At 72.3% G+C, this 18,249-nt stretch carries 11 protein-coding genes, 1 tRNA gene and 1 pseudogene; 3 read left to right on the top strand and 10 right to left on the bottom strand.

What is annotated here, in order from left to right; genetic code table 11:
- The first annotated feature begins 21 nt into the window (after window positions 1-21).
- The gene (fdh, locus tag ACWC2T_RS20945) at window positions 22-3,282 is read left to right on the top strand and encodes a formate dehydrogenase (protein ID WP_450671836.1); all 3,261 of its coding nucleotides are present in this window, start codon (window positions 22-24) and stop codon (window positions 3,280-3,282) included.
- Window position 3,283: 1 nt separating this feature from the next.
- On the opposite strand, the gene selD is transcribed toward fdh, so the two are convergent.
- A complete protein-coding gene (selD, locus tag ACWC2T_RS20940) occupies window positions 3,284-4,303 on the bottom strand; it encodes a selenide, water dikinase SelD (protein ID WP_450671835.1) in 1,020 nt (339 codons plus the stop codon).
- Between the two features lie 37 nt (window positions 4,304-4,340).
- Between selD and ACWC2T_RS20935 the strand changes: the two genes are divergently transcribed.
- Window positions 4,341-4,437: transfer RNA gene (locus ACWC2T_RS20935), tRNA-Sec, on the top strand.
- Window positions 4,438-4,468: 31 nt separating this feature from the next.
- Here the strand turns inward: ACWC2T_RS20935 and ACWC2T_RS20930 are convergent.
- The 6 genes and pseudogenes from ACWC2T_RS20930 to ACWC2T_RS20905 all read right to left on the bottom strand — a co-directional run.
- Window positions 4,469-6,262, bottom strand: a pseudogene (locus ACWC2T_RS20930) (SelB domain-containing protein); the annotation flags it as partial.
- Complete coding sequence (gene selA, locus ACWC2T_RS20925; protein ID WP_450671834.1) at window positions 6,262-7,728, bottom strand: L-seryl-tRNA(Sec) selenium transferase; 1,467 nt, start codon at window positions 7,726-7,728, stop codon at window positions 6,262-6,264. The pseudogene ACWC2T_RS20930 and the gene selA, both read right to left, overlap by 1 nt.
- Window positions 7,729-7,863: 135 nt before the next feature.
- Window positions 7,864-8,886, bottom strand: coding sequence for an MASE1 domain-containing protein (locus ACWC2T_RS20920; protein ID WP_450671901.1), 1,023 nt, complete (start codon window positions 8,884-8,886; stop codon window positions 7,864-7,866).
- A 129-nt stretch (window positions 8,887-9,015) separates the two neighbouring features.
- Window positions 9,016-9,846, bottom strand: coding sequence for a PP2C family protein-serine/threonine phosphatase (locus ACWC2T_RS20915; RefSeq protein WP_450671833.1), 831 nt, complete (start codon window positions 9,844-9,846; stop codon window positions 9,016-9,018).
- A gap of 120 nt (window positions 9,847-9,966) precedes the next feature.
- A complete protein-coding gene (locus ACWC2T_RS20910) occupies window positions 9,967-10,287 on the bottom strand; it encodes a hypothetical protein (protein ID WP_450671832.1) in 321 nt (106 codons plus the stop codon).
- 125 nt (window positions 10,288-10,412) lie between these two features.
- Window positions 10,413-11,621, bottom strand: coding sequence for a hypothetical protein (locus ACWC2T_RS20905; RefSeq protein ID WP_450671831.1), 1,209 nt, complete (start codon window positions 11,619-11,621; stop codon window positions 10,413-10,415).
- A 184-nt stretch (window positions 11,622-11,805) separates the two neighbouring features.
- Here ACWC2T_RS20905 and ACWC2T_RS20900 point away from each other — a divergent pair, with 184 nt between their 5' ends.
- Complete coding sequence (locus ACWC2T_RS20900; protein ID WP_450671830.1) at window positions 11,806-13,251, top strand: glyceraldehyde-3-phosphate dehydrogenase; 1,446 nt, start codon at window positions 11,806-11,808, stop codon at window positions 13,249-13,251.
- A 76-nt stretch (window positions 13,252-13,327) separates the two neighbouring features.
- Here ACWC2T_RS20900 and ACWC2T_RS20895 read toward each other — a convergent pair whose 3' ends face one another.
- From ACWC2T_RS20895 to proS, 3 genes are all read right to left on the bottom strand, one after another.
- Complete coding sequence (locus ACWC2T_RS20895) at window positions 13,328-15,262, bottom strand: collagenase (protein WP_450671829.1); 1,935 nt, start codon at window positions 15,260-15,262, stop codon at window positions 13,328-13,330.
- Window positions 15,263-15,417: 155 nt separating this feature from the next.
- On the bottom strand, window positions 15,418-16,371 hold the full coding sequence (locus tag ACWC2T_RS20890; RefSeq protein ID WP_450671828.1) for a LysR family transcriptional regulator: 954 nt from the start codon (window positions 16,369-16,371) through the stop codon (window positions 15,418-15,420).
- Between the two features lie 363 nt (window positions 16,372-16,734).
- On the bottom strand, window positions 16,735-18,147 hold the full coding sequence (gene proS, locus ACWC2T_RS20885) for a proline--tRNA ligase (protein ID WP_450671827.1): 1,413 nt from the start codon (window positions 18,145-18,147) through the stop codon (window positions 16,735-16,737).
- Window positions 18,148-18,249 lie beyond the last annotated feature (102 nt).

Here is an 18,249-nt window from a genome sequence, read left to right as displayed (position 1 = left end):
TACCGAGCGGGAGGAGTGGCTGTGGGCGTACGCACCTGGATCGACTCCTGGCCGGTCTACCGGCAGTTGACGGGCACCGATGCGCTGGGACGGGGCGCCGCGGCGAAGAGCGGGCCCAGCAAGCGGCTTCGGCCCCGGGTGGCCACGGCCGACCGCGTGGTGAAGTCCGTGTGCCCGTACTGCGCGGTGGGCTGCGGCCAGAACGTGTACGTCCAGGACGGGAAGGTCACCCAGATCGAGGGCGACCCCGACTCCCCGATCTCGCGCGGCCGGCTGTGTCCCAAGGGCGCGGCGAGCCTGCAGCTGACCACCGGGGACGCCCGCGAGCACCAGGTCCTTCACCGGCGCCCGTACGGCACCGAGTGGGAGCGCCTGGACCTGGACACGGCGATGGACATGATCGCCGACCGGGTGATCGAGGCGCGCCGGGCGGGCTGGCAGTGGGAGGTCGACGAGACCCGCACCCGGCGCACCCTGGGCATCGCGAGTCTCGGCGGGGCCACGCTCGACAACGAGGAGAACTACCTCATCAAGAAGTTTTTCACGGCGCTCGGGGCGATCCAGATCGAGAACCAGGCGCGTGTTTGACACTCCTCCACCGTTCCCGGTCTGGGAACCTCGTTCGGACGCGGCGGCGCGACCACCTTCCAGCAGGACCTGCAGAACGCGGACTGCATCGTCATCGAGGGCTCGAACATGGCCGAGTGCCATCCGGTCGGGTTCCAGTGGGTGGTGGAGGCCAGGGCGCGGGGCGCGAAGGTGATCCACGTCGACCCGCGGTTCACCCGCACCAGCGCGCTGGCCGACGTGCACGTACCGCTGCGCGCGGGCACGGACATCGCCTTCCTCGGCGGGATCATCAACTACGTGCTGGAGCACGGGAAGTACTTCCGCGACTACATCGTGGCGTACAGCAACGCCCCGGTGATCCTCCGGGAGGACTTCCGCGACACCGAGGACCTGGCGGGTGTGTTCTCCGGCCTGGACGGCCAGAACGGTTTCTACGACAACACCAGCTGGCAGTACGAGGGCACCGAGATCCAGGCGGCCTCCGGGGAGCGTGACCAGGAGTACGAGGAGCGCACCCGCGGCGGCAGTTCGGTGACCGAGGCGGCACGCGGCGAGGCGCACGGGTCGGGCGGCGCCGTGATCCCCGAGGGGGAGCCGGAGCGCGACGAGACGCTGACCCATCCGCGCTGTGTCTTCCAGGTGCTCAAGCGGCACTACGCCCGCTACACACCGGAGATGGTCGAGGAGGTCTGCGGGGTGCCGCGGGACCTGTTCCGGCGGGTGTGCGAGCTGGTGACGGAGAACTCCGGCCGCGAGCGGACCACCGCCTTCGCCTACGCGGTCGGCTGGACCCAGCACACGGTCGGCGTGCAGTACATCCGGGCGGCCTGTGTCCTGCAGACCCTGCTCGGCAACATCGGCCGGCCGGGCGGCGGGATCCTCGCGCTGCGCGGGCACGCCTCGATCCAGGGCTCCACGGACATCCCGACCCTGTTCAACCTGCTGCCGGGCTACATCCCGATGCCGCACGCCCACCAGAACCAGGACCTCGACGCCTTCGTGCGGGCGGAGGCGGCCCACAAGGGCTACTGGGGCAACATGCGCTCGTACCTGGTGAGCCTGCTCAAGGCGTACTGGGGTGACGCCGCGAGCGACGACAACGACTTCTGCTTCGACTACCTGCCCCGGCTGACCGGCAGCCACTCGGCGTACGAGACGGCCATGGCCCAGCTGGAGGGCACCTGCAAGGGCTACTTCCTGTACGGCGAGAACCCGGCGGTCGGCAACGCCGACTCCAAGGTGATGCGACTCGGCATGGCGAACCTGGACTGGCTGGTCGTCCGGGACTTCTCGCTGATCGAGTCGGCGACGTGGTGGCAGGACGGGCCCGAGATCGAGACCGGTGAGCTGCGCACCGAGGACATCCGCACCGAGGTGTTCTTCCTGCCGGCCGCCGCGCACACCGAGAAGGACGGCAGCTTCACCAACACCCAGCGGCTGCTGCAGTGGCACCACCAGGCGGTCGAGCCGCCCGGCGAGTCGCGCAGCGACCTGTGGTTCACGTACCACCTGGGGCGGATCGTCCGGGAGAAGCTCGCCGGGTCCACCGACGAGATGGACCGGCCGCTGCTCGACCTCGCCTGGGACTACCCGACGAAGGGCCGGCACGCCGAGCCGGACGCGGAGGCCGTCCTCGCCGAGATCAACGGCCGTGACGCCGAGGGGAGTCCGCTGTCCTCCTACGAGGAGCTGAAGCCGGACGGCTCGACGTCCTGCGGCTGCTGGATCTACTGCGGTGTGTACGCCGGCGGCGTCAACCAGGCCGCCCGCCGCAGGCCCGGCCGGGAGCAGGACTGGGTGGCCGCCGAATGGGCGTGGGCCTGGCCCGCCAACCGGCGCATCCTCTACAACCGCGCCTCCGCCGACCCGCAGGGCAGGCCCTGGAGCGAGCGCAAGGCGCTGGTGTGGTGGGACCCGGAGCGGGGCGAGTGGTCCGGGCACGACGTGCCCGACTTCAAGAAGGACACGTCGCCCGGTCACCGGCCACCCGAGGACGCGACCGGCCCGCAGGCGCTGTCCGGCGCGGACCCGTTCATCATGCAGGCCGACGGCAAGGCCTGGCTGTATGTGCCGTCCGGACTCACCGACGGCCCGCTGCCGGCCCACTACGAGCCGCAGGACTCGCCGTTCGTCAACCTGCTCTACGACCAACAGCGCAATCCGGTACGGCATTTGATGCCGACGCTGCCCGACAACCGCTACCAGCCGAGCGGCGACGAACCGGGCTCCGAGGTGTTCCCGTACGTGGCCACCACCTACCGGCTCACCGAGCACCACACGGCGGGCGGCATGTCCCGCTGGCAGCCGTATCTGGCCGAGCTGCAACCGGAGTTCTTCTGCGAGGTCTCCCCCGAGCTCGCCGCCGAGCGCGGCCTGGAACACACGGGGTGGGCGACGATCGTCAGCGCCCGCGCGGTGATCGAGGCGCGGGTGCTGGTGACCGACCGCATGGCACCGCTGACGGTGCACGGGCGCAGGCTGCTCCAGGTGGGGCTGCCGTACCACTGGGGTCCCAACGGCTACAGCACCGGGGACGCGGCCAACGAGCTGCTGCACCTGTCGCTGGACCCGAACGTCCACATCCAGGAGTCGAAGGCGTTCGCCGTGGACATCCGCCCGGGCCGCAGGCCCCGGGGTCCGGCGTCGGTGGAGCTGGTGCGGGCCTACCGGGCGCGGGCCGGCATCGACGAGCACACGGGAACGGAGCCCTGAGTCACCTGAGCACGAGGGAGTGGGTCCCGCGCGGCACCAGCTCGCCCACCACCGGCGCCCCGGGCACCTCACCGGCGACCAGCAGTCCGCCGGAGGTCTGGGCGTCGGCCAGCAGCAGCCGGGTGTCGGCGTCCGTGTCCCCGAAGTCGGTGTGCGGGGCGACCCATGCGAGGTTGCGCCGGGTGCCGCCGCTGACGTACCCGTCCCGTACCGCCTCCCTCGCCCCGTCCAGATACGGGACGGCCGCGGTGTCGACCACGGCGGTCACGCCGGAGGCCCGTGCCAACTTGTGCAGATGGCCGAGGAGACCGAACCCGGTGACATCGGTGGCACAGGTGGCCCCGGCCGCGAGGGCGGCCTCGGCGACGTCCCGGTTGAGCGCGGTCATGGTGGCGACGGCCTGCTCGAACCGCTCGCCGGTGACCTTGTGCCGGTTGTTCAGCACACCCACGCCGAGCGGCTTGGTCAGCGACAGCGGCAGCCCCGGCCGACCGGCGTCGTTGCGCAGCAGCCGCTCGGGGTCGGCGAGGCCGGTGACGGCCATGCCGTACTTCGGTTCCGGGTCGTCGACGCTGTGCCCGCCGCCGACATGGCAGCCGGCCTCGGTGGCGACGTCCAGTCCGCCGCGCAGCACCTCGCGGGCCAGGTCGAAGGGGAGCCGGTCGCGCGGCCAGGCCAACAGGTTCACGGCGAGCACCGGCCGGCCGCCCATCGCGTAGACGTCGGACAGGGCGTTGGCGGCGGCGATGCGCCCCCAGTCGTAGGGGTCGTCCACGACCGGTGTGAAGAAGTCGGCCGTGCACAGGAGCGCCGTTCCCCGGTGGGTGACCACGGCGGCGTCGTCACCGGTGGCGAGCCCGACGAGCAGCGGCGTGTCGCCCCCGGCGAGCCGGGGCGCGGCCAGAGCGGCCACCACGTCCTCCAGCTCTCCGGGCGGGATCTTGCAGGCGCAGCCGCCGCCGTGCGCGTACTGGGTGAGCCGCACGGGCGCCCGGCGGACCGGTGGGGATGTCGATGTCATGGCGGGGGTCTCCTGGGGCAGTAGCCTGACGAGCGGTGGAGGCGTGTGGGTGCCTGGTGGCCCTCCCGGTCTTCAAAACCGAGGGGCCCGAGGATCTCGGGCCGGCGGGTTCGATTCCCGTCCGCCTCCGTCCACCGCGTGCGTACGGCAGCGTCGGCGCTGGCCGTCGACGCGCTCGGTGTGGCCGCGGGCGTCCAGGAACTCCAGCAGCGGTACGGCCACCCGGCGGGTGGTGTCCAGCGCCCGCCGGGCCTGTTGAAGCGTGAACGGCTGCGGCAGGGTGCGCAGCACGACGGCGGCCTCGGCGTCGGCGCCCGGCAGCAGGACGATTCCGTCGGCGATCCGCAGCAGTGCACCGGCCGTGACGGCGGCAGCCAACTCCTTGCGGTCCAGGCCGAGTTCGGCGAGCCGGCCGGCCTCGGGAGCACGGAACGGCGCACGGGCGAGGTCCTCGCGCACGGCGTCCACGGCGGCGCGGACGGGCGGGGGCAGGGTGGGGCGGAGGCTGTCGGCGGGGTACAACCGGCCCTGGCGGGCGTGGAGTCGGGGCGTCGCCTCGGCGAGCGCGTCAACCAGGGCGCGGTCGGGCAGGCCGAGCAGACGGCGGGCCGCCTCGGTGGGCAGACCGGGTTCCAGCGGGTGTGCGCGGGCATGCCGGCCGACCTCGGCGGCCAGCCGGTCCCCCAGGGTGTTCCAGTACGCCGGGTCGACCAGCCAGTCCCCGGCGACGGGGCCTGGGGACACACACGTCCGGGGAGCGCCCGCCGAGCCTCCGGCCTCGGGTGCGGGAGGCGGCGGTACGCCCATCGCCCGCAGGTCGGCGCACCGGATCAGCCCGCGGCGGCGCAGTTCGGCGGCGGCGTCGGGACGGCCGGTCAGGCCAACGAGCTCGGCCGCCCGCGCCCGACCGGCACCGCGCCGGGTCAGCCGGGGCGGTCGTACGTCGAGGACGGTGGCCCCGCAGGGCATCCTGCTGCCGCCGGGTTCGCGCAGCACCGCGCGGTCGCCGACCCGCAGGGGCAGGCCCCGGGCGAGGGTGAGCCGTGCGGTGTCCCGGCCGAGCGGGCGGACGGTGACCGGTACGGCGGCGGTGCCGATGTGCAGGGTGACGGAGCGGGGCAGGTCGGCCACCGGCTCCCCGGTGACCCGCACGTCGATCACTTCACTGCTCAGCCAGCGGTCCGGGGTCAGCAGCACCTGGCCGCGGCGCAGTGCGTCGGCGCCCCGGCCGTGCACGTTGACCGCCGCCCGGGCCACCCCGCTGACCGACGTCCGCTCCTCGTGCAGGGTCTGCAGCCCGCGCACCCGGAGCACGGCCGCGCCGTCCCCGGTGACCAGCCGGTCGCCGACGCGCACCGTGCCCGCGCCGAGGGTGCCGGTCACCACGGTGCCGTGTCCGCGCAGGGTGAAGGACCGATCGAGCCAGAGGCGGACGTCGGCACCGGGGTCGGGGTCGGTCAACCCGTCGGCCAGTCGCACCAGTTCGCCGCGCAGCGCGTCGAGTCCCGCTCCGGTGACCGCGCTCACGGCGACCGCGGGCACCTTGCCGAGACTGCTTTGGGCCAGCCGCTCGACGGCCTCGATGCGTACGGCTTCGGGGTCGGCGAGGTCGCTCCGGGTGACCGCGAGGACGGCGTGCCGGACGCGGAGCGCGTCGAGGACGGCCAGGTGCTCCTCGGACTGGGGCTGCCAGCCCTGGTCGGCGGCGACCACGAACAGCACGGCGGGCACCGGTCCGACCCCTGCCAGCATGGTCGGCACGAAGCGCTCGTGCCCCGGCACGTCGACGAAGGCGAGGTGGTCCCCGCGCGGACCGAGCCGCGTCCAGACGAAACCCAGGTCCAGGGTGAGCCCCCGGCGCCGCTCCTCCTCGAGGCGGTCGGGCTCCATGCCGGTGAGGGCCCGGACCAGGGCGGACTTGCCGTGGTCGACATGGCCGGCGGTGGCGAGCACCCGCATCAGGTCCGCCTCTCCCCGGCCGGCCTGGCGCACCGCACGGCGTCGGCCAGCCGTTCGTCGTCCTGTTCGGGCACCGCGCGCAGATCCAGCAGGCAGCGGCCCGCCTCCAGCCGGCCGACGACGGGGACCGGGCCGGTGCGCAGCGCGGCGGCGTACGGCTCGGGCAGCGAGAGCGCCGCGCTGGGCAGGGTGACTCCGGGAGCGCCCCCGCCGCCGACGGTGGCCGAGGAGTCGACGGCGCGTGCGTCGATGCCGTCGGCGGCGAGTGCGCCTGCGAGCCGGTCGGCACGGGCGCGCAGGCCGGCCGGAACGGCGCCGAGGGCGAGAGCGGTCGGGGTGGGCGGGCCGGTGAGGGTGGCCTCCAGGGCGGCCAGGGTCAGTTTGTCGACACGCAGGGCACGGGCCAGCGGGTGTCGGGCGAGGGCGCGGACCAGGTCCTGCGCGCCCAGCAGCAGTCCGCACTGGGGGCCGCCGAGGAGCTTGTCGCCGCTCGCGGTGACGAGGGCGGCGCCCACGCGCAGTTCGGTGCCGGCGTCGGGTTCCTCGGGCAGCGCCGGATGCGGGGCGAGCAGTCCGGAGCCGATGTCGACGACGACCGGGACGCCGAGACCGGCGAGTTCCGCGGTCCCGGCGGAGCGGGTGAAGCCGGTGATACGGAAGTTGGACGGATGCACCTTGAGCACGAACCCGGTGTCGGGGCCGATCGCCGCGGCGTAGTCGGCCGCGGTCGTGCGGTTGGTGGTGCCGACCTCGCGGAGCCGGGCGCCGGTCGAGACCAGCAGGTCGGGCAGCCGGAATCCGTCGCCGATCTCCACCATCTCGCCTCGGCTGACGACGATCTCCCGGCCGGCCGCCAGGGCGGTGGCGGCGAGCACGAGCGCGGCGGCGCCGTTGTTGACGACGTGCGCGGCCCCGGCGGACGGCACGCGCGCGTGCAGGGCGCCGAGGGCAGAGCGGCCGCGGCGGGCGCGTACCCCGGTGGTCAGGTCCAGTTCCACGTCCGTGGGTCCGGCGGCCTCCTGGACGGCCTGCCGGGCGGCTGCCGACAGCGGGGCCCGGCCGAGGTTGGTGTGCAGCAGTACCCCGGTGGCGTTGATCACCGGGCGCAGTCCGCTCGCGGTACCGGGCAGCAGGGCCAGGGCCGTCTCGCTCACCTGCTCGGGCGGGATGCCACCCTGCCGGGCCCGTTCCTGCGCCGCGCGCACGGCGGCCTTCACCACACCGGCACCGAGCCGGTCCACCGCCGCCGCCAGCCGGGGGTCGCTGAGCAGGTGGTCGGTGCGCGGGATGCGGCGGCGGGCGTCGGTGCCGTCCGGCGGCCGTACGGCGTGGTCGGACGGCCGTACGGCGTCGTCAGCGGGCCGTGTGGCCGTGCCGTCGCGCCGTTCCGCACGGCCGGAGCGGGGCCGGGCCGCCCCGGGCCGCTGCTCCGCCGCGCCCGCCGCGCTCGCCGTCCGCCGCTCCATGCCGCGCCTGTCCCTCCGGTCCGGCCCGGGCCCGTCCGGGCTCCGCCCATCGTCCCCCAGTGCCCCGGAGCAGCGGTTCGACACGCCGGGAGGGTGTTGGCGGCGGCACCGCCCCCGGTACTCGGGGGCCCGGCGTCACGGGGGTGCGGTCGGCCGGGGCCGGTCGTCGCAGTCGTCGTCTCCCCCTGGGCCCTGCTGTGTCCGGGGCGGTGGGGCCTCCCCGGCGGTGAGGTGTTGCAGGACCTCGGCCAGTTCCTGGCAGGCCTTCTCCACCGAGCTGCGGGTGTTGCGCTGCTCGGTGATCAGGGCCGACAGCAGGAGCGCGGTCAGGGCCAGCGTGCCGTTGAACGCCTGGAGCTTCGCCATGATCTCGATCCGGCTCAGTCCTGCGAAGGCCCCGGCCCGGTCCGTCGCCGCGACCGTCGCCAGCACGGACATCAGCAGCGCGCACAGCACGCTGCCCACGAGCTGGAACCGCAGGGCGGCCCAGATGAGGAGTGGATAGACGAGGTAGAGCACGCTGATCGAGCTGTAGACGGCCACGGGCACGACCGCGCAGGTCACGACGGCCAGCGCGGTCGCCTCCTTCCAGCGGCCCAGGGGCGGCGGCCAGCGCGCGCCGTGCAGCAACAGCAGCAGCGGGGTGACGAGCAGTACGCCCATGGCGTCGCCCACCCACCAGGCCAGCCAGACGGGCCAGAAGCTGTCCACGTCCAGTTTGTCCGTGAGGACGAGCAGGCCGACGCCGACGCTCGCGCTGATCAGCATGGCGGTCAGCGCGCCCAGGAACACCAGGGCGACGCCGTCCTTCAGCCGGCCGAGATCGGTGTGGAAGTGGGCCCGGTGCAGCAGGAGCACCGCGCACACGGGTGCGGCGGTCTGCCCGGCGAGTGTGCCGAGCACCTCCATGCGGGGCGTGGTCAGGGACATCACGGCGAACAGGGCGCCGATCGTGATGCCGGGCCAGCAGCGCAGGCCGAGGATCAGCAGGGCGGCCACGGCGACGCCGGTCGGCGGCCAGATGGGGGTGACGACGGCGCCCTCGACGAAGAGTTCGCGCAGGAGTCCCAGCCGGGCCGCGGCGTAGTAGCAGGCCGCGACGGCCAGTACCTCGACGGCGTAGCCGCCCGGCCGGCGCAGTTCGTCGATACCCACCACAGCAGCCATCTCACACCGATGGCCGCAGGTCGGCGAGGCGGGAGCCGGGGCGGTCCGGCCCTATGGCTGAATCACGGGAGGGTATCCCGTGGCCGGCCGGGCCGGCCGGTGCGGGATCCACGTCGCCGGTCACGGGTGGCTTCCCGGGCCGTCCAGGCCCACGACGAGCACGGCCGCGTCGTCCTCGTGGCCGACGCTCCCGGCGCCCTTGATCACAGCGGCGGCCAGGGCGTGGGCCTCCAGCCCGGCGACGGCGGCGATGCCGGCGAGGCGGACGACCTGCTCGAGGCCGTCCTCGATGTTCAGTGAGGGGCCCTCCACCACCCCGTCGGTGAGCAGCACGAACAGGCCGCCGGTGGTGAGCCGGTGCCTGGTCAGCGGGAACTCCATGCCCTTGTCGATGCCGAGCGGCGGCCCGCCCTCGTCGGCGGCCACGCCGGACTTGCCGTCCGCCGTGGCCCACACGAACGGGATGTGGCCGGCCCGCGCGCTCTCCAGCACGCCGGTGGCCGGGTCGAGGCGCATGAACGTGCAGGTGGCGAACAAGTCGCTGCCCAGCGACAGCAGCAGGTCGTTGGTGCGGGCTAGGAGTTCGCCCGGTTCACCGGTCACGGAGGCCAGGGCGCGCAGCCCGGCCCGCACCTGGCCCATGAACGCAGCGGCCTCGATGTTGTGCCCCTGGACGTCGCCGATGGCCAGCCCGATCCGCCCGTCGGGCAGGGCGAACGCGTCGTACCAGTCGCCGCCCACGTTCAGGCCGAGGTTGGCGGGCGTGTAGCGGACGGCGAGGTGCAGGCCCGGCGCGGCGGGCAGGTCACGGGGCAGCATGCCGCGCTGCAGGGCGATGGCCAGCTCGACCTGGGTGCGCTGCAGCACCGCGCGCTCCCGTGCCTGGGCGGTGAGCGAGCCGAGTCTGGCCAGCAGCTCATCGCCTTCGTCCGTGGAGCGCTTGCGGGGCATCGATCACTTCCGGCGGGGCGGTGGCCGTCGATGACCATCCGCCGGCGTTTTCGGCAAACGCCTAGATTTTACCTATATCTAGTGATCCCGCCCCACGAGCGGCCGTGGTACGGCGCCCGGTCAGCGCACCTGGGAGTCGATCCCGGTGACCACGGCCGGCCCCAGAGGTGCGCTCCGCTCGTCCAGTCCCGCGTCCCGCAGGGCGGAGCCCGCGAGCCGGCGGGCCTCCTGCTCGGCGTGCGGGCCGGTGTCCGACTCGACGGTCAGCCGGAGGGTGAAGGTGTTGTCCTCGTTGACGCTGAGGACGTCCAGGCCCTCGGCGCTGCCCATCCGCGTGCCGTGCGGATCGGCGGGGCCGAGGGCCCTGGCCAGGCGGGTCCGGGTGTCCGTCCCGATGTCCGCGGTGAAGGTGCCGGGGACGCTGATCACATAGGTCGTCATGACGGTCCTTTCCTCGGGCGTCCCCCGCCTACCCCGATTCGCGCCCTTCGCACGGCGCCCGAGCGGACCGGGCGGCTCAGGCGCTGTGCCGGGCCCGGTGCCGGATGGCCGTGCCCGGTGCCCGCTCACAGCGGCGAGCGGGCCACCACCGTCACGAAGGCGCCGAACAGCAGGGAAAAGACCGCGAGGCCGCCGTAGACGACCACGGCGTGGGCCGGCCGGACCCGCCAGGTCCTGGTCAGCGCGCGGGCCATGGGGATGAGCAGCGGGAAGGCGGGCAGCAGGAAGCGCGGCTTGGAGGAGAAGGAGCCGGAGCCGCCGACCACGAGCAGGACCAGAACGCCGGCGAAGACCACCAGGACGAGAGGGGCGCGTTCCAGGCACAGCAGCGCGAACAGCAGCACGCCGACCGCGACGATCACCAGGGCCGCCGGATAGACGGCACCGCCCCCGTGCAGCAGCAGGGCCTTCGTGAAGCGTGCCGAGCCGAGACCGAAGTCGAAGCGGGAGTCCCAGGCGCTCTGCACCTTGAAGTAGCCGCCGAGCAGGTCTCCCGTCTGGCTGCCCACCCAGAGCACATAGCCGAGCCAGCCCAGCGGGGCTATCACGGCAGCGGCCCACAGGCTCGCCGGAACGCGGCCGCGCTGCCGCAGCACCTCGTAGGCGGCGGCGAGGCAGACGGCACCCGCGACCGCGAAACCGCTCGGCCGGGACAGGCCCGCCAGCGCGGCCAGTCCACCGGCCCACAGCCAGCGGCCCTTGAGCACGCAGTACAGGGACCAGACGGCGAGGGCCGCGAACAGCGACTCGGTGTAGGCGATGGTCAGCTCGACGGAGTGTGGCATGGCGGCCCACAGGGCGACCAGCGCGGTGGCGACCCCGCGGCCGTAGAGGTGGTGGCCAATGGCGTACACGCCGTACGCCGCGACGCCCGCGGCGATCCAGGAGATGAGCAGCGCGGCCTGGCCGGGGGTGAACGGCAGGACCGTGGTCAGCGCCCTGATCAGTCCGGGGTACAGCGGAAAGAACGCCCAGTCGCTCTGGACGGCGCCCTGCGGGGTGATCCAGATCTTGTGGCCGTAGCCCTGTGCGGCGATGTGCAGGTACCACCGGGAGTCCCAGGAGTGGGCGAAGCTCTTGACCAGCGGATGGCCCCTGAGGGCGTTGGTCAGGATCACCACGAGGACCCCGGCGAGCCGGACGGCCGCGAACAGGGCGAGGGCCGCGACCGCCCCCTCGGGGATACCGCGCCGGGCGATCCGGGGCAGGGTCGGGGGCCGCAGGGGCCGGAACGGGGCGGCCGCCTCGGGCCGCGGAACTGATGAGGTGCTCACTCTCTTGACCTTGGGCACGCCAGGTAAGACGGGCAATCCACGACCCGGGTTTCTTACGGACTTCCACCCTGATTCAGGAATCGGTCAAGGAATGGGCGCACATCCCTTACTCCGCCACCCCCGGCAGGAGCACTTGAGGGGTGTGGTTACCATATGAGCGCTGCCTAGCTCGAAAGATGGATCCGTGACTGTCAACGACGACTCGTTCACCAACTGGAAGATCCGCGAGGAGATCGCGGAGTCGATGATCCCGCTCATCGGGAAGCTGCACCGCGAGCGGGACGTCACCGTCCTGCTGCACAGCCGCTCCTTGGTGAACAAGTCGGTGGTCAGCATCCTCAAGACGCACCGCTTCGCCCGGCAGATCGACGGCGCGGAGCTGTCGGTCACCGAGACCATGCCGTTCCTCCAGGCCTTGGCCGCCCTCGACCTCGGACCCTCCCAGATCGACCTCGGCATGCTGGCCACCACCTACAAGGCCGACGACCGCGGGCTGAGCGTGGCGGAGTTCACCGCCGAGGCCGTCGCCGGTGCCACCGGCGCCAACAAGATCGAGCGCCGTGAGCCCCGCGACGTCGTCCTGTACGGCTTCGGCCGCATCGGCCGGCTCGTCGCCCGTCTGCTGATCGAGAAGTCCGGCTCCGGCAACGGCCTCAGGCTGCGCGCCATCGTGGTGCGCGGCGGTGGCGCGCAGGACATCGTCAAGCGCGCCTCGCTGCTGCGCCGCGACTCCATCCACGGCCAGTTCCAGGGCACGATCACCGTGGACGAGGACACCAGCACGATCGTCGCCAACGGCAACGCCATCAAGGTGATCTACGCCGACGACCCGTCGCACGTGGACTACACCGAGTACGGCATCCGGGACGCCATCCTCATCGACAACACCGGCAAGTGGCGCGACCGCGAGGGCCTGTCCAAGCACCTGCGCCCCGGCATCGAGAAGGTCGTGCTGACCGCGCCGGGCAAGGGCGACGTCCCGAACATCGTGCACGGCGTCAACCACGACACCATCAAGCCGGACGAGCAGATCCTGTCCTGCGCCTCCTGCACCACCAACGCGATCGTCCCGCCGCTGAAGGCGATGGACGACGAGTACGGCGTGCTGCGCGGCCACGTGGAGACCGTCCACTCGTTCACCAACGACCAGAACCTGCTGGACAACTACCACAAGTCCGAGCGCCGTGGCCGCTCCGCGCCGCTCAACATGGTGATCACCGAGACCGGTGCCGCCTCCGCCGTCGCCAAGGCCCTGCCGGACCTCAAGGCGAAGATCAGCGGCAGCTCGATCCGCGTCCCCGTGCCGGACGTCTCGATCGCCATCCTCAACCTCCAGCTGGCCCGCGAGACCACCCGCGAGGAGGTCCACGACTACCTGCGCGAGGTGTCGCTGACCTCGCCGCTCAAGCGCCAGATCGACTTCATCACGGCGCCCGACGCGGTCTCCAGCGACTTCATCGGCTCGCGCCACGCCTCGATCGTGGACGCCGGCGCCCTCAAGGTCGACGGCGACAACGCGATCCTCTACCTCTGGTACGACAACGAGTTCGGCTACTCCTGCCAGGTGGTCCGGGTCGTCCAGCACGTCTCGGGCGTGGAGTACCCGACCTACCCGGCGACGGCGGTCTGATCACCCCTCGTCACCACGCATACGGCCGCCGACCTGGGTTTTCCGGTCGGCGGCCGTCCTGCTGGGGCGCGTGCAGTCAGGCCTTGGCGGGCTTGGCGCAGGCGCCCGCGGCACACGCGGTGAGCCACTGGTCGAAGTCGGCGTCGTAGCGGGTGCCGATGCCGTCGTGATAGACGGCGTATCCGCCGGCCCAGTCACCAGCGCGGAAGCGGGCCAGCATGCGCTGGACGTCGTCGGGGTGCTGCTCGGTCATGTAGCGCACGGCGAGGTACCCCCACGGATAGGTGCGGATCACGTCGCTGTTGCCGTAGGTGTTCTCGAACAGGGTGCTCAGCTTGTACGTGTGCTTGGCCGCCTCCTGAATCGCCTGGTCGTCGGCGATGCCGCGGTAGCTGTACGACACGTACTCCGCCACGCCCTCGATCCACCACACGTCCGGCACGGTGGTCTCCTGGGCGAAGTCGCCCTTCATGTCGTCACGGCCGTCGAGGAAGTGCGTGTACTCGTGGTTGAGGTTCCAGATCCGGGCCGGGAAACCGTCGTCGGAGGGCTTCTGGTACATGATCGACGTGACGTGGTTGGCCGGGTCGGACGGGTTGCCGTCCAGGGTCATGCCGCCGTTGTCGGTGTCGATGCCGTAGATCGGGCCGGCGTAGGTCTGGTAGTCGGCGCGACTGGCGAAGACCACGAGCTGGATGGTGGACACGTACTGGCCGGGTATCGCCCCGTCGGCCTTGACCAACCCGCGGAAGTAGTCGCTCTGCTTCAGCACACTCGCGCAGGCGGCGTCGAGGTCGGCGGCGGTGAGCGACTGGGCGAGCACCGTGACGTTCGCATCACACCGGTGGGTGACGGGCAGGACGGCCCGGGTGAGCTTGCCGGGCAGGTCGCAGACGTCGTAGTAGGCGCAGTTGGTGCTGTCGTAGGCGTTCGCCTGGGTGGCCACGGCGACCCAGAGCCCGGCCGTCGGACCGGTCATCGCGGTCTCGTCCAGCAGGTCCTTGGTCAAGGGCCGGACGACGTCCTGCAGTTCGGGGTGCTCGACGTAACGCGCCACGTTCATTCCGGCGTTCGAGTCCAGGAAGGCCAGGTCGGTGCCCAGCTGGTCGGTGTTGGCGAGTGCGAAGTCGTACAGGGTGTCGATGATGCCCGGGTCGGCCTCGACCGCCTTCACGTAGTCCGGGTTCCAGTTGCCGCGCCACAGGGGCGTGTAGACGTCGTTCACGGCGCTGATCATGCTGGGGATGGAGTCGTAGGAGCTGTCGTAGTCGTTCAGCAGCCGCCGGTAGACGGACAGATAACGGCCCTGCTGGTCGGCGCTGTCGGTGAGGATGACGGTCTCGCCGAGGACGTCGCCGTTCACCGCCGTCACATCGCCCGAGTGGGCGCGGGCGAAGAAGGCGTCCAGACCCGCCGTGACGGCCGTGGTGAGGCGGGAGGTGTACGACCCCACGTCGCCGGAGTGGTTGAACTGCACGTAGTAACCAGCCCGCAGGAAGAGGACCAGTTGCGCGATGCTGCCGGTGTTGTCGCCCCGGTACTGCCCGGCCGCGCGCATGTAGGCGTTCGCGACGGTGAGCATCTGCGACTGCTGGAAGACGTCGTGCGCGTCCTTTCCGGTGACTGCGAAGAGGGTGTTGACGCAGTCCGTGGACGAGGCCTTCACGAAGGAGACCAGGGCGCCGCCGGTACGGCTGCCGAAGTCGGCCGGGGTGCAGGAGGCGGCCTTGGTCCCACCGTGCCGGGCGACTTCCATGCTGCGGGTGAACATCGGTGCGTGGGGCGGGAGTTGGGCTGGACTGAGCCGCCGTGGCCGACTGGTGGCCCGTTCGCCGGCGACGGTGGTCGCGCCGGTGGGCGACGGGGTCGCCGGGTGTGCCTGGGGCGCGGCCGCGGGGCCGGTGTGCGGCTGGGGTGCCGCCAGCGCCGGGGTGGCCAGCAGGCCGGCCACGGTCACACAGACGGCGGCGGCGCCGGCCATGCGTCTGGGCAGCGCAAAGCGATAGCGCATCTGGATTCCTCCACGAAGGGATGCGCCTCGGTGGGGTGTTGAGGCGTGTGAGGCACTGTCTCAGTGGGCCGCCTGCCCCAACAATGCCGTGTGACATAGCACATGACACTGTTCGCACATAACATCACGGTGTGCGTTTGACACTGCCACAGGGCCTAGGCTCCTGCGGCGCTCCAGGTGCGCGACGCCCACGCCCGCAGATGGGGGGCCTGGGCGACGAGATCGTGGTAGGCGGCCATGGCGGACTGGGACAGTGCCTCCACGACCTCGCCGGTGACGGTGTCGGGCCGCCAGGCCAGCACATAGCGGCACCACAGGGGGGAACCGGCCAACGGCTTGACCACCACATGCGGGATCGGCCGCAGCGTCGGCTGCACGAGCGAGACCCCGAGGCCATCGGCGATCATGCTCTGCAGCTGGGTCTGGTCGCCGAGGAACTCGTGCACGGTGACCGGGGTGAACCCGGCCGCCGCACAGGCGTCGTAGAACACCCCGGGCCAGCCGGCGCCGTCGTCCGGTGTCACGAACCACGCGTCGTCGGCCAGGTCGGCGAGCTGGACCTGGGCGCACTGGCGCAGCCGGTGCCGGGAGGGCAGGGCCACGAACGTCGGCTCGGTGACGATCCCGCGGTGCCGCACCGCGCTCGTGTGGCGCAGCTCCATGCCCGGGTAGTCGGCGGCGATGGCCGCGTCCACCGCGCCCTCCTCCAGCAGTTCCACGATCCGCGAGGACGCGTAGACGCTGGTGACGGCGAGGGACACCTCCGGCAGCCTGGTGCGGACACGAGAGACCGTGCCCGACAGCATGGGCGAGTTGGTCGCCGCCACGCGCAGCGTACGGCGGGCCGGCGCGGCCGCCGGGCGGTGGCCGATGGCGTCGGCGCGGGTCAGCACGTCGCGGGCCTGGGCGACGACCTCGACGCCGTAGCGGGTGGGCCGCACTCCGCTCGTGCCGCGCTCGAACAGCGGCTCGCCGAAGTGGCGCTCGATGCGGCGCAGCTGGGTGCTCACGGCGGGCTGCGAGTAGCCGAGCTGTGCCGCGGCGCGCCCCACACTGCCCGCGTCGGCGATCGCACACAGCACCCGCAGGTGCCGCAGCTCCAGCTCCATCGCGCCACTCCCCGTTTCCGTCTCCGGCCGGCCCCGGGAGATCCGTCCGCCTCTCCCGGTAAAACCGGTGCTCACAGCCACCGCCGGCCGTGGTCGCGACCGGCGGACCGAAGCGTCGCACTGCGCCGCGCCGGGCACAAGTCGCAGGTCCGCCGACCTCGGACCAGGGGGCGGCAGCGCCGGACCGTTCGATTCCTGCACCGCAAGCAGAGTGCCCTGCGTCACCGGCGCGCGCCGCCTCCCACTGGCTGGGCCCGCCGCACAAGCGGACGGGGGGCACCGCAGCTCCCGCCCGGGAGGCCGTGCCCGGGAGGCCGTACCGGCGGCCGGGCGTGCCGCACCGGTCTCCGCGCCCCCGCTCCGTCAGTAGGCCCGCGCCACCACTGCCACGTTCCCCGGCTGGTCCTCGCTCTCCGGTACCGAACCGTCCGCTGCGATCAGGCACCGCACGGACACACCGCGCTCGGCGAGCCCGGCCTCGCCCTCCGGGCCCAGCGTGGCCCAGGGGATGCGGGCCCAGCCGGTGGCGGCGGCCTCCGCGGCCTCCTCGAGCGTGGCCGCTTCGACCGTGCGGTCCTCGCGGCGCCGACGGGACTGCTCCAGCAGCAGCGCCTGGTCGTCCTCCAGCACTCCGGGCAGGAGCGCGGACAGCGCCTCGGCCGCGACCGGCTCCTTGGTGCCCGGGACACGGCGGACCAGCACGGCGGTGCCGTGCTCCAGGTCGCGGGGCCCCACCTCGATCCGTACGGGCACGCCCTTCAGCTCCCAGTCGACGGCGCGACGGCCGAACGGCACGTCCGTGCGGTCGTCCACGTGGACGCGTACACCCGCCTCCCTCAGCCGGTCGCCGATCTCGCGGACGCGGGCCGACACCTCCTCGTCGCCCTTGACGGCGAGGACCACCGCCTGGACCGGGGCCAGACGGGGCGGGACGCGCAGCCCGCCGTCGTCGCCGTGCGTCATCACCAGCGCGCCGATCATGCGGGTGGTGGAGCCCCAGGAGGTCTGCCAGACGTACTCCTGCCGGCCGTCCTGCGTCACGAACTGCGTGCGGAAGGCCTTGGCGAAGTTCTGGCCCAGTTCGTGGCTGGTCACCATCTGGAGTGCTTTGCCATCGCCCATCATGCTCTCGAGCGTGAGAGTGTTGACCGCTCCGGCGAACCGCTCCCTGGCCGTCTTGCGGCCGGAGACGAAGTCCATGGCGAGGACATCGCGCAGGAACGTGCCGTAGACCTCGCTCTGCACGCGGGCCGCGAAGGCGCGCGCCTCCTCGTACGTGGCGTGCGCCGTGTGGCCCTCCTGCCACAGGAACTCGGTCGTGCGCAGGAACAGTCGCGGGCGCAGCTCCCAACGCACCACGTTGGCCCACTGGTTGATCAGCAGGGGCAGGTCGCGGTAGCTCTGCACCCACTTGGAGAAGTATTCGTTCACGATCGTCTCGGAGGTGGGGCGGACCACGACGGGCTCCTCCAGCTCCTTGCCGCCCGCATGGGTGACGACCGCGAGCTCGGGCGCGAAGCCCTCGACGTGCTCGGCCTCCCTCGTCAGGTACGACTGAGGGATGAGCAGCGGGAAGTAGGCGTTCTGGGTGCCGGTCGCCTTGATCCGGGCGTCCATCTCCTGCTGCATCCGCTCCCACAGGCCGTACCCGTACGGTCGGATGACCATGGTGCCGCGCACCGGGCCGTTGTCGGCCAGTTCCGCCTTGCTGATCAGGTCCTGGTACCAGCGCGGGAAGTCGTCCGCCCGGGGCGTGAGAACGGGTGCCTTTGCCATGCCGGGCAGGCTAGGCCGCCGGGTGCCGACACGCGAACCAATAACCGCGCCCTTGACCCGGCCGTGCAGTACTGCAACTTTTATCGATACAACAAATCTCGG

Source organism: Streptomyces sp. NPDC001393, from assembly GCF_053597455.1.
The sequence above is the reverse complement of the archived record's forward strand: the minus strand, read 5'-3'. Positions and strand labels throughout refer to the sequence as shown.